Source organism: Aeromonas sp. R7-1 (assembly GCF_040908115.1).
Lineage (GTDB): Bacteria > Pseudomonadota > Gammaproteobacteria > Enterobacterales > Aeromonadaceae > Aeromonas > Aeromonas caviae.
On record NZ_JBFODD010000062.1, the window covers coordinates 1 to 14319 of the forward strand.

Here is a 14319-nt window from a genome sequence, read left to right on the forward strand (position 1 = left end):
ATCAAAAATTGTTTTTGATGCTCGATGCTGTGAGTGCCCACACAGATTGCTTGATTCAAATTGTTAAAGAGCGTCACGCTTATCGCGTTGAGGAGGCGCATCTTACGCTCCTCACTTCGAAAGTCAAGCGGTTGTTTTCGCTTTTCTTTCGGCGCCCACTTCCTAAGGAAGTTGGCTCATCAGGTTGGCGTGTTCCGCCGTGCTGGTAGGGGCGCATTATAGGGAGCCGCGCCGGGATGACAAGGGCTATTTTGCGAAAAATAGTCCTTTTTACCGTTTTGTGGCTCGAACGCCTACTTATCAAACAAAAAGCCCTGCTTACGCAGGGCTCTGGCCGCTTTGAATGACGTCGCTGTTACTTTTTTGACCAAAACTCACGGGCAAAGCCGCGCACCTTGTCCCAGTCGGTGAATTCCAGATCCTTGCTGGTATCCGTGCTGCCCCCGGTGATCTTCATGATCAACTGAATGATGCGGGTCTGCCACCAGTTGTAACGGGAGTACTGCAATGCCCCGGCAAACACCCCCAGAGTTTTGGGCTTCCAGGGAGAGAGGCGCAGAAACTTCTTCATGTAGGCGTTGGTCTGCGGCGTCTGCTTCTCGGGCTTGCGTGCCGTCAGGTTCACGCAGAAGAACGCCGCATTGGCTACTTCCAGCTGTTCATGATGTGCGTGTATGAAGCTGAGCAGGCTGGGGTGGAAGTTACCGTAGCGAATGGAAGCGCCAATCAACACCTTGGCATACTTGCTGAGGTTGCACATGGGCAGGGTGTGCAGGTCATGCATCACCACTTCGCATCCTGATATTTCCTCCAGCATGACATCCACGATTTTCCGCGTTTGCCCGTCCCGGGAAGAATAAAGCACCAAAATCTTGTCCATACCAACCTCAACTACGCCAGAATGCAGGAGTAAACAGTACCAGAAGTGTGAAGATTTCCAATCGACCAAACAACATGGCCACGATCAATATCCACTGTGCAGTGGCCGAGATATTGCCGAAGTTGGCCGACACCTCCCCCAGACCCGGCCCCACGTTGGTGAATGCCGCAGCCACGGCGGAGAAGGCCGTCACTTCGTTCAGCCCCGTCATCAGCAGCAACAGCATAAAGATGAAGAACAGGATGATGTAGGTGGCAAAGTAGCCCCAGACCGCTTCCACGATCCGTTCCGGTACGGCGCGGCGTCCCAGCTTCAAGGTGTAGATGGCCCGCGGATGCACCAGCCGTTTGAGTTCACGCATCCCCTGCAGGAACAGGATCATGAAACGCATCACCTTGATGCCCCCCCCGGTACTGCCGGCACAACAGCCGATGAAGGCAGAGAACATCAACAGCATGGGCAGAAAAGAGGGCCACTCCGCATAGCTGGTCGTGCTGTACCCCGTGGTCGTGCCCAGAGATACCGCCTGGAACAGGCCATGGTTGAGCGCATCCTGCCAGGTATCGTAGTGGCCGTGGAACAGCAGAGAGACGAAACAGATCAGCACCAGCACGCACTGGATGCTCAGAAACACCTTGAGCTCGGAGTCACGCAGATAACTGCTCACGCGCACCGGCTTGTGGGCAAACACCATGAAGTGAAGCGCGAAGTTGACGCTCGCCAGCAGCAGGAACACCACTGTGATCAGGTTGATGGCCGGGCTGTCGAAGAAACCGATGCTGGCGTCGTGGGTCGAGAACCCCCCAACCGACAAGGTGGAGAAGGAGTGGCAGATGGCATCGAACAACGTCATTCCCGCCATCCAGTACGCGAGAGCGCAGAGGGAGGTCAGCAACAGATAGATGAACCAGAGCGCCTTGGCCGTCTCGGCGATGCGCGGGGTCACCTTGTTGTCCTTGACGGGCCCCGGGATCTCGGCGCGATAGAGTTGCATACCCCCGATACCCAGCAGTGGCAGCACGGCCACCGCCAGCACGATGATCCCCATGCCACCGAGCCATTGCAGCAGCTGGCGATAGAAGAGAAACGCCTTGGGCAGATTGTCCAGCCCGGTCAGCACCGTTGCGCCCGTGGTAGTCAGGCCGGAAAACGACTCGAAAAATGCCTCCGAGACCGACATGTTCGGCACGTCGCTGATGATGAAGGGGACGGCACCCACGCTCCCCAGCACCACCCAGAACAGCACCACGATGAGGAAGCCTTCCTTGGACCTGAGTTCCTTTTTCTGGTGGCGGTTGGGGAACCAGAGCAGCAGGCCGAGCAGGAGGGCTATGACGAAGGAGTTGACGAACTCGGTACCACCGCCATCACGATACCCAAAAGCGACCATCGCGGGCAGCAGCATGGTCGAGCTGAACAGGGCAACCAGCAGACCGACGATACGAATGATGCTCAGAATCTGCATTCCGGCTCCCTCTTCAGACTAAAAGAGCGATGGATTCTAGCCATCTAAGGGACGAAGGGATACCCGACCCTGGGTCCGGTCGGTCAATTCCTGTGCGATACGGGCCCAGAGTGCAGACTCCCACGCTACCTGAAGGGTGACGCTGGCACCATAATCGGCCACCAGCAACTGTCCTTGATGGGCAGAGATGAGGGACTCCACGGCCCCCATGTCGGTGTAGTCACACTGGATCACGGAAGAGGTCAGCTGACGCTTGATACAGGTTTCAAGTTGCTTGAGTGCTGCCCCCACACCACCGCCATAGGCCTTGACCAGGCCACCGGTCCCCAGCAGCACTCCACCGTAATAGCGCACCACCACGGCGGCGACTTCACCCAGACCGGCCCCCATCAACTGGGCCAGCATGGGTTTGCCCGCTGTGCCCGAGGGTTCGCCATCATCACTGAAACCATAAACCTGGCTGTCTTGCGGGGCGCCGGCGACAAATGCCCAGCAGTGATGCCGGGCTCCCGGGTGTTGCTGTTTGATCTCGTCTATCCAGGCCTTGGCGGCCTCGACGGTCGGAGTGTGGGCGATGTAGGTAATGAAGCGGCTCTTCTTGATCTCCTCGCTCACCTCCAGTGGGGCTGCCGGTATGGGGTAATCCGTCGCCATCAGAGCCCTGCTTGTCTGGTCAGGTTCTCCACCCCGTTGGCATGCAGCACCACGTTGTCCTCGATGCGAATGCCACCATAGGGACGCAGCGCCTCCACCTTGTTCCAGTTGATCCGCTTGCCCTGCTCACCCTGGCGCAGCGGCTCCAGCAGGCTGTCGATGAAGTAGAGACCCGGCTCTATGGTGAACACCTGGCCCACTTCCATCACCCGGGTGCAGCGCAGATAGGGGAACTGCTCGGGGGCCGCCAGGTGGGTGCCGCGCTCATCCTGCATGAAGCCGCCGGCATCGTGTACCTGCAGGCCGAGGAAGTGACCGAGACCGTGGGGGAAGAAGACATTGGTCACCCCGGTGTGGATCATCTCGTCCACCGACATGTCTACCAGTTCGGTGGCTTGCAGCAGGCGCGCCAGCCTGTGGTGCATCTGCAGGTGCAGCTCGCTGTAGCGGCGGCCCGGCTTGATCTCGTCGATGATCTCCTGTTGCTGTGCATCCAGCGCTGCGATCAGATCGGCGAACTCACCGCGGCGCCAGGCCCAGGTTCGGGTAATGTCGGAGGCATAACCGTGCACGTCCACACCGGCATCGATGAGGAAGGAGTAACGCTCCGCATCCGGCACCCGCTGGGTGGAGAGATGGGTGTAGTGCAGGATGGCCGCATTGCGGTTGATGGCAACAATGTTGCCGTAGGGCGCCTCATTGGCCCCCTGTCCGACCGCCTTCATGTAGGCCAGGTTGATCTCGAACTCGCTCGCCCCCGCCATGAAGGAGTCCTTGGCCGCGATGTGGCCGCGCACGCCGATGCGGTTGGCATCGCGAAGACATTCCAGCTCATAGGGCGTCTTGTAGGCACGGTGGTAGTGCAGGTAGTTGAGGACCGCCTCCGGATTGGGCTGGCCCAGTCCCAGCAGCTCGGCCACTTCCAGATGGCCGCCCAGATAGGCCCACTCCTGCTTGTTGGCCGGCAGGTGATCGGCAACCTGCTCCGGGCGAGTCAGGAAGCGAATGTCGAAGAAATCGATCCAGAAGGAGTTGGGCAACTCCGCCACCTTGTGCCAGAAGTCCACCGGCCGGTAGAACAGCAGCACCGGCTTGTTCACCCCGTCCACCAGCAACCAGCAGTGAGGGTTGTCCAGCACCGGCAGCCAGGCCTTGAACTGGGGATTCACCTTGAAGGGATAATCCTGGTCATCGAGGAAGATGCGATGAGTCTGGCCGGAGTGAATAGCGAGGCCGCCAAGACCCTGTTGTTGCAGGATGTCGCGGGTACGCTGCTGAAGGGTGTCGAGATGCTGGGCAAAAAGTTGGCTGTAACTGCTCATGGCGTCCTGCTCCGGGCGAATGTGACTTCAGCATAACATCAAGCGAATCAAGGCTCGAGCCACCCGGCTTTCGCTTCGTGAGGTAACGCATAGGTTACAGGCTTTTTGTTATTAACATAAAACAGACAATTAACAAACAAAGAACAATTCAATACACTGCCCACAGACAGTAGATATCAGCCGTCAGGAACGACTCATGCAAAACCTTTGTCTGTGGACACCGGCTCAGGACAGGATGCAGCACTCCAACCTCCACCAGTTCATGGCCGAGGTCAATCACTTCCATGGTCTGCAACTACGCAGCTATGCCGACCTGTATCAATGGTCGGTGGAGAAGACCACCCGCTTCTGGCCCCTGGTGTGGCAGCACTGCGGCGTCAAGGGCGAGCTTGGCAACATTGTGGCGGAGAACCGCCAGGATATGCAGCGCGCCCGCTGGTTCCCCGACAGCCGGCTCAACTTCGCCGAGAACCTGCTGCGCCGTCAGGATGAGAGCCCGGCCATCATCTCCCGCATCGAAGGGGCCCCAAGCCGGACCCTGAGCTGGCATGAGCTGGCAGATCAGGTCGCCCGCCTGGCCCAGTGGCTTCGCAGCCAGGGCATAGGCCGGGGTGATGTGGTCGCAGCCTACCTGCCCAATATCCCGGAAACCGTGGTAGCCATGCTGGCAACCACCAGCCTCGGCGCGATCTGGACCTCCACCAGTCCCGATTTTGGCGAGGCCAGCGTGGTGGAGCGCTTCGGCCAGACCCGTCCCAGGGTGCTGTTCGCGGTGGATGGCTACCGCTACGGCGGCAAGGCCATCGACATTCAGGACAAGGTGGCCAGCGTCGTCGGTCAGCTCGACAGCCTAGAGCAGACGGTGATGATCCCCCTGCTCGGCAACCCGCTGCAGCTTGGTCACAACTGGCAGCAATTGCTGGCAAGCCAGCATGATGCCCAGCTCGCCTTCGAGACCATGGCCTTCAACGACCCGCTCTACATCCTCTACTCCTCAGGCACCACCGGCAAACCCAAGTGCATCGTGCACGGCATTGGCGGCACCCTGCTGCAACACCTGAAAGAGCACCAGTTGCACTGCGACATCAAGCCGGGGGAGCGCATCTTCTACTTCACCACCTGTGGCTGGATGATGTGGAACTGGCTGGTGAGCGCCCTCGCCTCCGGCGCCACCCTGGTGCTCTACGATGGTTCCCCCTTCTACCCGGATGGCAACGTGTTATGGGATCTCGCACGGGACGAAGAGGTCGCCCTGTTCGGCACCTCGGCCAAGTATCTCGATGCGCTGCACAAACAGGGTTATGCCCCCATCAATACACACGACCTGCCTGCCTTGCGCCTCATCTGCAGCACCGGATCCGTGCTGTCGCCGGAGGGGTTTGACTACGTTTACCAGCAGATAAAACCGGATGTGCAGCTCAGCTCCATCTCTGGCGGCACCGACATCTGCTCCTGCTTCGTCATCGGCAACCCCTTGAGCCCCGTCTATCGCGGCGAGAGCCAGGGGCGCGGCCTCGGTCTCGCGGTGCAGGTATTCAACGAGGCGGGCCAGCCGGTGCTGGGTGAAAAGGGCGAACTGGTCTGCACCAAGCCTTTCCCGGCCCAGCCCATCTACTTCTGGGGTGACGAGAACGGCGACAAATACCACGCCGCCTACTTCGAGCGGTTCGACAACATCTGGTGCCACGGGGACTGGATCGAGCTGACCCCGACCGGCGGCACTCTGTTCTACGGCCGCTCCGACGCCACCCTCAACCCGGGCGGCGTGCGCATCGGCACCAGCGAGATCTACCGCTATGTGGAACAACTCGACGAGGTGGAAGAGAGCATCGTCATCGGCCAGCAATGGAAACAGGACGAGCGGGTGGTGCTGTTCGTCAAGCTCAAGGCGGGTTGCAAGCTGGACGATGGGCTGCGTGAGCGGATTTGCCAGCAGATCAAGCGGCACTGCACCGCCCGTCATGTGCCTGCCCGCATCCTGCAGGTGGATGCCATCCCCCGCACCAAGTCCGGCAAGATAGTGGAGCTGGCGGTGCGGGAAGTGGTGCACAACCGCCCCGTCAACAACACCCACGCCCTCGCCGATCCCGAGGTATTGAACCAGTATCGCAATCGGCCGGAACTGGCCAGCTGATAACACGCTCATCTCCATGGGAGGCGCCGCAAGGCGCCTCTCTTTTGCCCGTTTTGTGATGAAGAGCTTTTACTCGATAACTGTTAAACAAATGTTTTAAATAGGTGTTGAAAATGTCTCCTTTTGGATCAATAGTGAGCCTCGCCCCCTGCTGGGGATAAAGGAGCACCATTCCCCACAGAGTGGGAACAAGGAGACACTCTCATGATCTACCAAGGCGAAACCCTGACGGTCAGCTACCTCGAAGACGGCATTGCCGAGCTGAGGTTCGATGCCCCGGGTTCAGTCAACAAGCTGGATCGCGCTACCCTGCTCTCCCTGAGCGAAGCGATCGCCGCATTACAGCAACAAGCCGATTTGAAGGGTCTGATCCTCACCTCCGGCAAAGACGCTTTCATCGTCGGCGCCGACATCACCGAATTCCTGGAACTGTTCGATCTGCCGCAAGAAGACCTGCTCGGCTGGCTGAAAAAGGCCAACGACATCTTCAGCGCCATCGAAGATCTGCCGGTGCCCACCCTCTCCGCCATCAAGGGCCATGCTCTGGGCGGCGGCTGCGAGACCATTCTCTCCACCGATTTCCGGTTGGCCGACACCAGCGCCAAGATTGGCCTGCCCGAGACCAAGCTCGGCATCATGCCCGGCTTTGGCGGCACTGTCCGTCTGCCGCGGGTGATCGGTGCCGACAACGCGCTGGAGTGGATCACCACCGGCAAGGATTACCGTGCCGATGACGCCCTCAAGGTGGGTGCCATCGATGCCGTGGTCGCCCCCGACGCGCTGCACAGCGCCGCCGTGCAGATGATCAAGGACGCGATCAAAGGCAAGCTGGACTGGCAGGGCCGCCGCGCCGCCAAGAAGGCCCCGCTGCGCCTCTCCAAACTGGAAGCCATGATGAGCTTCACCACCGCCGCTGGTATGGTTGCCGCCGTGGCGGGCAAACACTATCCGGCCCCCATGGCCGCCGTGAAGACGGTGGAAGCCGCCGCTGGCATGGGCCGTGACGAAGCGCTGGCCGCCGAGGCCGCCACCTTCATCAAATTGGCGAAAACCGACGTGGCCAAGGCGCTGGTCGGGATCTTCCTCAACGATCAGCACATCAAGGCGCTGGCCAAGAAGGCTGCCAAGCAGGCAAACAAGGCCACCGGCCATGCCGCCGTACTGGGTGCCGGCATCATGGGGGGCGGCATCGCCTACCAGTCCGCCAGCAAGGGCATCCCGGCGGTGATGAAGGACATCAACGAGAAGGCGCTAGCACTTGGCATGAATGAGGCCACCAAGCTGCTCAACGGCCAGCTCGAGCGCGGTCGCATCGACGGCATCAAGATGGGCCAGGTGCTCTCCGCCATCACGCCGACCCTGAGCTATGACAACGTCAAGCATGTGGACGTGGTGGTCGAGGCCGTGGTCGAGAACCCGAAAGTGAAGGCGGCCGTGCTGAGTGAAGTGGAAGGGATCATCGGCGAAGACGCCGTGCTCGCCAGCAACACCTCCACCATCCCCATCTCCCTGCTGGCCAAGGGACTGAAGCGCCCCGAGAATTTCTGCGGCATGCACTTCTTCAACCCGGTGCACCGCATGCCACTGGTGGAGATCATCCGCGGCGAGCAAACTTCCGATGAAACCATCAACCGCGTGGTGGCCTACGCCGCCGCCATGGGCAAGTCCCCGGTGGTGGTCAACGACTGTCCGGGCTTCTTCGTGAACCGCGTGCTGTTCCCTTACTTCTTCGGCTTCAACAAGCTGGTCGCCGATGGCGCCGACTTCGCCGCCGTCGACAAGGTGATGGAGAAGGAGTTCGGCTGGCCCATGGGCCCTGCCTACCTGCTGGACGTGGTCGGCATCGACACCGGCCACCACGCCGGTGACGTGATGGCGCAAGGCTTCCCGGCGCGCATGAGCAAGGAAGGTCGTACCGCCATCGACGTAATGTATGACGCCAGCCGCTTCGGTCAGAAGAACGGCAAGGGCTTCTACGCCTACGAGCAGGACAAGAAGGGCAAGCCGAAGAAGGTGGCCGACGCAGCCAGCTACGAGCTGCTGGCCCCCATCGTCAAGCCGAAGCAGGATTTCGACAAGGAGGCCATCATCGCCCGCATGATGATCCCGATGATCAACGAGGTGGTGCTCTGCCTGGAAGAGGGCATTGTCGCCACGCCAGCCGAAGCCGACATCGCGCTGGTCTACGGTCTGGGCTTCCCTCCCTTCCGCGGCGGCGTGTTCCGCTATCTGGACACCATTGGCCTGGATCGCTACGTGGCCATGGCCGACCAGTATGCCGACTTGGGCCCGCTCTACCGCGTCAGCGACAAGCTGCGCGAGATGGCTGCCCAGGGCAAAACCTTCTACTGATTGCGGAAAGGAGATCCATTCATGAAAGACGTAGTCATTGTCGACTGTATCCGGACCCCCATGGGCCGGTCCAAGGGCGGCGCCTTCCGCAACGTGCGTGCAGAAGATCTGTCCGCGCACCTGATGAAATCCATCCTGCTGCGCAACCCCAACCTCGACCCGAACGAGATCGAGGACATCTACTGGGGCTGCGTGCAGCAGACCCTGGAGCAGGGCTTCAACATCGCCCGCAACGCCGCCTTGCTGGCCGGCATTCCCAAGCAGGTGGGGGCGGTCACCGTCAACCGCCTGTGCGGCTCCAGCATGCAGGCGCTGCACGATGCCTCCCGCGCCATTCAGGTGGGTGACGGCGATATCTTCATCATCGGTGGCGTCGAGCACATGGGCCACGTGCCCATGAGCCACGGGGTGGACTTCCACCCCGGCATGGCCAAGTCGGTGGCAAAAGCCTCCGGCATGATGGGGCTGACCGCCGAGATGCTCGGCAAGCTGCACGGCATCAGCCGTCAACAGCAGGACGAGTTTGCGGCCCGCTCCCACCGCCGTGCTCACGCCGCCACCGTGGAAGGGCGTTTTGCCAAGGAGATCGTCGGGCTGGAAGGCCATGACGCCAGCGGCGCCCGCTTCTTCTACGACTACGACGAAGTGATCCGCCCGGAGACCACGGTCGAGACGCTGAGCCAGCTGCGCCCGGTGTTCGACCCGGTCAACGGTACCGTCACCGCCGGCACCTCTTCGGCCCTGTCCGATGGCGCCGCCGCCATGCTGGTGATGAGTGCGGATCGCGCCAAGGCCCTCGGCCTCACGCCCCGCGCCAAGGTACGTGCCATGGCCATCGCCGGCTGCGACGCCGCCATCATGGGTTACGGCCCGGTGCCGGCCACCCAGAAGGCGCTCAAGCGGGCCGGTCTGACCGTCGGCGACATCGATCTGTTCGAGTTGAACGAGGCGTTTGCCGCCCAGTCCCTCCCCTGCGTGAAGGATCTGGGTCTGCAAGACCTGGTGGACGAGAAGGTGAACCTCAACGGTGGCGCCATCGCCCTGGGTCACCCGCTCGGCTGCTCCGGTGCCCGCATCTCCACCACCCTGATCAACCTGATGGAAGAGAAGGACGCCACCCTGGGAGTCGCCACCATGTGCATCGGCCTGGGTCAGGGCATCGCCACCGTGTTCGAACGGGTGTAAGTGAATCGCCCCTGACTGCTCACCGGTCAGGGACGCCGCCTCGGGGCGGCAACAACAGACAGAAGGCGGCCCTGCTTCCCGGCACAGCGGCCCCATCAGGAATACCGGGTCGGCCTGCCGACCCTGCTGTCGAGTCTGTGGAACGCGCCACACGGGGTGCGCTCCTGCCGTCGGAATCTGCGTGTTGGCCGGCCCGTTTGGGTCGGCCTTTTTTATTCTTTTCCCGCGATCGGGGCCAATCCTGAGGCTATATTGCCCATAACTTCACATTAGAGGGGGGGCTTGCTTGCTTTTTGCTCCCCCGACAGGTTCAATCTGCACAAAAAAATGGGTGGATGCACATACATATGTCAACGAGCAAACAACTGCTTATCGTCGACGACGATCGGGAGATCCGCGAGCTGCTCAACGAGTACCTGACCCGAGCTGGTTTCGAGGTACTGACCGCGGCCGAAGGGAACGAGATGCGCCAACAACTGGCCCAGCACAGCCCGGACCTCATCATTCTGGACATCATGATGCCCGGCGACGACGGCTTTACCCTCTGCCAGCAGATCCGCCGCGACTCCCAGGTACCCATCATCATGCTCACCGCCGCCTCCGACGAGGCTGACCGGGTGATTGGGCTGGAACTTGGCGCCGACGACTACATCGCCAAGCCGTTCAGCCCGCGCGAACTGCAGGCCCGCATCAAGGCGCTGCTGCGCCGCGCCGAATTCCGCCAGCCGGAGAAAGAGAAGGAACCGAGCCGTCGGCTGCGCTTCGCCGAGTGGACCCTGGACACCCTGAGCCACCAGCTGACCCACGAAGATGGCAGCCTGCTGGATCTCTCCGGCAGCGATGCCCTGCTGCTCGGCATGTTCCTGCAACAGCCCGGCGTGGTGCTGGATCGCGACACCATCTCGGATGCCACCCGCGGTCGCGAGAGCCTGCCCATGGAGCGCGGCATCGATGTGCAGATCAGCCGCCTGCGCCAGAAGCTGGGTGACAACGGCAAGAGCCCGCGCATCATCAAGACCATTCGCGGCAGCGGCTACATGCTGATCGCCGAAGTCCACGAGATCCCGTAACAGACAGACGCTACGGCGAGACCTTGAACGGGCAGAAGAGAGACCCATGACGGGGCAACGGCAAGGCACAGAGGTAAGCACCCCATGCTGATCGACAAGAGACACACGCTGCCATGACGGGGCAGAAGTTCTGGCGGGCCCTGGTGCCCCGCTCCCTGCTGTCGCGGATGCTGCTGCTGTTGCTGCTCGCCATCCTGCTCTCCCAGACCATCCTCACCGGCATCTGGATGCAGCAGATCCAGAAGCGGGAGCTGGAGGGCATGCTCAGCACCACCCGCAACCTGGCGCTGTCGGCGGCTTCCACCGTCAACTTCTTCAAGTCCCTGCCCCTGCAATACCGCCACATCGCCCTGGATCAGCTGCGCAACATGGGGGGCAGCCGCTTCTTCGTCTCCCTGAACGAGGAAGAGATCCACATCAGCGCCATCCCCGACAGCGAGCGAAAAGCGCTGGTGCTCAAGGAGGTGCAGGAGGTGCTCAGCCGCAAACTCTCCGACGCCATGGCGATCAAGGTGGACTTCTCCCGCCCCGAGGAGCTGCACGTCTTCAACAACGACACCCTGCTGGCGGATCTCCCCTCCTCCTGGGCCCGCTACACCCTGTCCCTGGAGCCTATCAATCCGCCGGTGCTGGTGACCCAGATCGAGATAGAACCGGGGGAGTGGCTCTATCTGGCGGCCCTGCTGCCCGCCCCCTACATGACGCTGGATGACACCGTGATGCCGAGCAACCAGGTGCGTTTCATCGCCCTGATGACGGTCTTCCTCTGCTTCTTCACCTTCATGCTGGTGCGCTGGCAGACCCGCCCCCTGCGTCGCCTCGCCAAGGCAGCGGTCAACCTCGGCAAGGACATCGACCAGCCGTCCCTCAAAGAGGAGGGTGCCTCCGAAATCGTGGCGGCGACCCGCGCCTTCAACATCATGCAGCAGCGCATTCGCCGCTTCATCGACGATCGGGAGCGCCTCTTCAGCTCCATCTCCCACGACCTCAAGACCCCCATCACCCGGCTGCGACTGCGGGTCGAACTGCTGGACGACGAGGTGCAGATCGCCAAGTTCAACAAGGACCTGGACGAGCTGGAGCTGATGGTCAAAGGGGCGCTGCAGACGGTCAAAGAGACGGACATTCACGAGAACCTCGAGCAGATCGACGTCAACGCCCTGCTGGAGCAGATGGCGGAGGCCATGAACCTGCACGAGGATCTGCTCACCATCGAGGGGCACTGCAAGTGGCCCTATCGCGGCAAGCTGCTGGCCCTCAAGCGCTGCATCGGCAACCTGGTGGACAACGGCATCAAGTACGGCCAGAAGGTGCGCATCATCATCATGGATGACGAGGAGATGCTGATCCTCTTCATCATGGACGAGGGGCCCGGTCTGCCGGACGATCAGTTCGAGCGCATCTTCGAGCCCTACTACCGCCTCAGCACCGATGCCGCCGGCACCGGGCTGGGCCTTGGCATCGCCCGCAACATAGCCCACGCCCACGGCGGCGACCTGGTGCTGGAAAATCGCCCCCAGGGCGGCCTGCAGGCCACCCTCTCCCTACCAAGGCAGTAATGTATGAAGTGGTTGTCTTTTTCTGTCATCGCCCTGCTCTCCCTGCCCGTCTGCGCCTCCCAGGTGGAGGTATTGCACTGGTGGACCTCCGGCGGCGAGGCCAGGGCCGTGGAAGTGCTCAAGTCCGAGTGGGCCGAGCAGGGCAACCAGTGGAACGACTTCGCGGTACAGGGGGGCGGCGGCAAGAGCGCCATGACGGTGCTGAAGAGCCGGGCCCTGGCGGCCAACCCGCCGGAGGCGGCCCACCTCAAGGGGTTCGAGCTGCACGAGTGGGGCAGCCTGGGCTTTCTGCGCGATCTCACCCCCATGGCCGAGCACCTCGGCTGGTACCCTCAGCTGCCCCCCATGGTGCGCGATACCCTCAGCCAGAACGGCGCCCTGATGGCGGTTCCCACCGGCATCCACCGGGTCAACTGGCTGTGGCTCAACCGCAAGGTATTCGAGCGACAGGGGCTCAAGCCCCCCACCGACTGGGCCCAGTTCGTGGCGGTGGCGGACAAGCTCAAGGAGCAGGGCATCACCCCCCTCGCCATCGGCAATGAACCCTGGCAGATCACGGTGCTGTTCGAAACGGTGGCCCTCGGCGAAGGGGGCAAGACCTTCTATCGCAAGGCCTTCCTCGAACAGGACAGCGCCACCCTGACCGGCCCCGACATGGTGCGGGTGCTGACCCGCTTCCAGCAGTTGCGCGCCTATGTGCCCGAGAAATACGCCGGCCTGAAGTGGCACCAGGCCACCAACCTGCTGGAGAGCGGCGGCGCCGCCATGCAGGTGATGGGGGACTGGGTGAAAGGCGAGCTGAGTGCAGGCAACTACCGCCCCGGCGAGGATATCGAGTGCCTGCCAAGCCCGGGCAGCCAGGGGCTGTTCAGCTACAACCTCGACTCCATCGCCATGTTCAAGCAGCGGGATCCCGCCCAGTTGCAGGCCCAGGGCGAGCTGGCCAGGCTGTTGATGACGCCGCGCTTTCAGGAGGAGTTCAACCGGGTGAAGGGCTCCATCCCGGCGCTCATCAAGCCGGACATGAGCAAGTTCGATCGCTGCGCCATCCGCTCCTATCAGGATTTCCTCCACGCCGAGCAACAGGACAACCTGCTGCCCAGCATGGCGGAGGGGATGGCGGTGCCCACCAACATGCGCCAGGGGATCATGGATGTGCTGAGCAGCTTCTTCAACGACGCCAGGGCCAACCCCGAGCAGACGGCGCAGCAGTTGGAGCGCGCCATGCGCTCGACCCGTTCCGGCGCGGAGCAGAAATGACAAAGGCGGACATCGTCCGCCTTTGAGTGCCGAGAGCCAGGCTCTCAGGAGGGATCGCTCTCGTCCTCATCCTCGTCGTAGTAGTCGCTGAGCTCGATCCAGAGCCCCAGTCCGATCATCACCATGGAGCCGAACCAGGTACCGGTATTACCTATCGGGCTGCCCAGCACTATCATGGCGAACGACAAGAACCCCATGCCTGCGTAGGCTTGCAATCTGCCGTAGGAGACCTGCATATTCACACCTCCTTGTTGAATATGGTTCAATTTTTATATTACTCATCGAGCGAAGCCTGGGTAGAGCCGGTTCACATTTTGGTAGCATATGCTGCATAACCGCCCCATGGTTTGATTATTTTTTCGCCGCGAGTATCATTGCTGGCCGAATTGGTTGAAGGTTGATTATTGATGAGTGCTTTATTCTGCGGCGCAACGCACG

General features: G+C 61.5%; 11 protein-coding genes. 6 read left to right on the forward strand and 5 right to left on the reverse strand.

The annotated features are described in order from the left end of the window. Window positions 1-355 precede the first annotated feature (355 nt). The 4 genes from hemG to pepQ are packed head-to-tail and all read right to left on the reverse strand — an operon-like array spanning window position 356 to window position 4321. The gene (gene hemG, locus AB5Y51_RS18095; protein ID WP_029313439.1) at window positions 356-880 is read right to left on the reverse strand and encodes a menaquinone-dependent protoporphyrinogen IX dehydrogenase; all 525 of its coding nucleotides are present in this window, start codon (window positions 878-880) and stop codon (window positions 356-358) included. Window positions 881-887: 7 nt separating this feature from the next. Beyond that, entirely contained in the window at window positions 888-2345 is a 1458-nt protein-coding gene (locus AB5Y51_RS18100; RefSeq protein WP_039041357.1) for a TrkH family potassium uptake protein, read from the reverse strand. Between the two features lie 36 nt (window positions 2346-2381). Next, window positions 2382-2999 carry a YigZ family protein gene (locus AB5Y51_RS18105; RefSeq protein ID WP_010672418.1) on the reverse strand — a complete coding sequence of 206 codons (618 nt, stop codon included), beginning with the start codon at window positions 2997-2999 and terminating at the stop codon, window positions 2382-2384. Continuing rightward, the gene (gene pepQ, locus AB5Y51_RS18110) at window positions 2999-4321 is read right to left on the reverse strand and encodes a Xaa-Pro dipeptidase (RefSeq protein ID WP_010672417.1); all 1323 of its coding nucleotides are present in this window, start codon (window positions 4319-4321) and stop codon (window positions 2999-3001) included. The genes AB5Y51_RS18105 and pepQ overlap by 1 nt, the downstream gene beginning before the upstream one ends. A 196-nt stretch (window positions 4322-4517) precedes the next feature. Here pepQ and AB5Y51_RS18115 point away from each other — a divergent pair, with 196 nt between their 5' ends. The 6 genes from AB5Y51_RS18115 (at window position 4518) to AB5Y51_RS18140 (ending at window position 13881) form a co-directional block, all read left to right on the forward strand. Continuing rightward, complete coding sequence (locus AB5Y51_RS18115) at window positions 4518-6455, forward strand: acetoacetate--CoA ligase (RefSeq protein WP_368178890.1); 1938 nt, start codon at window positions 4518-4520, stop codon at window positions 6453-6455. Window positions 6456-6659: 204 nt separating this feature from the next. After that, on the forward strand, window positions 6660-8807 hold the full coding sequence (gene fadB / locus AB5Y51_RS18120; RefSeq protein ID WP_368178892.1) for a fatty acid oxidation complex subunit alpha FadB: 2148 nt from the start codon (window positions 6660-6662) through the stop codon (window positions 8805-8807). Beyond that, window positions 8808-9992: an acetyl-CoA C-acyltransferase FadA gene (gene fadA / locus AB5Y51_RS18125; RefSeq protein WP_201025859.1), complete on the forward strand. Its 1185-nt coding sequence runs from the start codon at window positions 8808-8810 to the stop codon at window positions 9990-9992. Window positions 9993-10339: 347 nt separating this feature from the next. Further along, window positions 10340-11062, forward strand: a complete 723-nt coding sequence (locus tag AB5Y51_RS18130; protein ID WP_010672413.1) for a response regulator — start codon at window positions 10340-10342, stop codon at window positions 11060-11062. Window positions 11063-11175: 113 nt separating this feature from the next. Continuing rightward, window positions 11176-12621: an ATP-binding protein gene (locus tag AB5Y51_RS18135; protein WP_368178895.1), complete on the forward strand. Its 1446-nt coding sequence runs from the start codon at window positions 11176-11178 to the stop codon at window positions 12619-12621. 3 nt (window positions 12622-12624) lie between these two features. After that, entirely contained in the window at window positions 12625-13881 is a 1257-nt protein-coding gene (locus AB5Y51_RS18140; protein ID WP_213320810.1) for an ABC transporter substrate-binding protein, read from the forward strand. 44 nt (window positions 13882-13925) lie between these two features. Here AB5Y51_RS18140 and AB5Y51_RS18145 read toward each other — a convergent pair whose 3' ends face one another. After that, window positions 13926-14117, reverse strand: a complete 192-nt coding sequence (locus AB5Y51_RS18145) for a hypothetical protein (protein WP_368178897.1) — start codon at window positions 14115-14117, stop codon at window positions 13926-13928. Window positions 14118-14319: the final 202 nt, after the last annotated feature.

Coding starts and splice junctions, on each gene's coding strand:
- hemG (WP_029313439.1), bottom strand. CDS start 880: ATGGACAAGATTTTGGTGCTTTATTCTTCCCGGGACGGGCAAACGCGG.
- AB5Y51_RS18135 (WP_368178895.1), top strand. CDS start 11,176: ATGACGGGGCAGAAGTTCTGGCGGGCCCTGGTGCCCCGCTCCCTGCTG.
- AB5Y51_RS18100 (WP_039041357.1), bottom strand. CDS start 2,345: ATGCAGATTCTGAGCATCATTCGTATCGTCGGTCTGCTGGTTGCCCTG.
- fadB (WP_368178892.1), top strand. CDS start 6,660: ATGATCTACCAAGGCGAAACCCTGACGGTCAGCTACCTCGAAGACGGC.
- AB5Y51_RS18115 (WP_368178890.1), top strand. CDS start 4,518: ATGCAAAACCTTTGTCTGTGGACACCGGCTCAGGACAGGATGCAGCAC.
- AB5Y51_RS18130 (WP_010672413.1), top strand. CDS start 10,340: ATGTCAACGAGCAAACAACTGCTTATCGTCGACGACGATCGGGAGATC.
- AB5Y51_RS18105 (WP_010672418.1), bottom strand. CDS start 2,999: ATGGCGACGGATTACCCCATACCGGCAGCCCCACTGGAGGTGAGCGAG.
- AB5Y51_RS18140 (WP_213320810.1), top strand. CDS start 12,625: ATGAAGTGGTTGTCTTTTTCTGTCATCGCCCTGCTCTCCCTGCCCGTC.
- AB5Y51_RS18145 (WP_368178897.1), bottom strand. CDS start 14,117: ATGCAGGTCTCCTACGGCAGATTGCAAGCCTACGCAGGCATGGGGTTC.
- pepQ (WP_010672417.1), bottom strand. CDS start 4,321: ATGAGCAGTTACAGCCAACTTTTTGCCCAGCATCTCGACACCCTTCAG.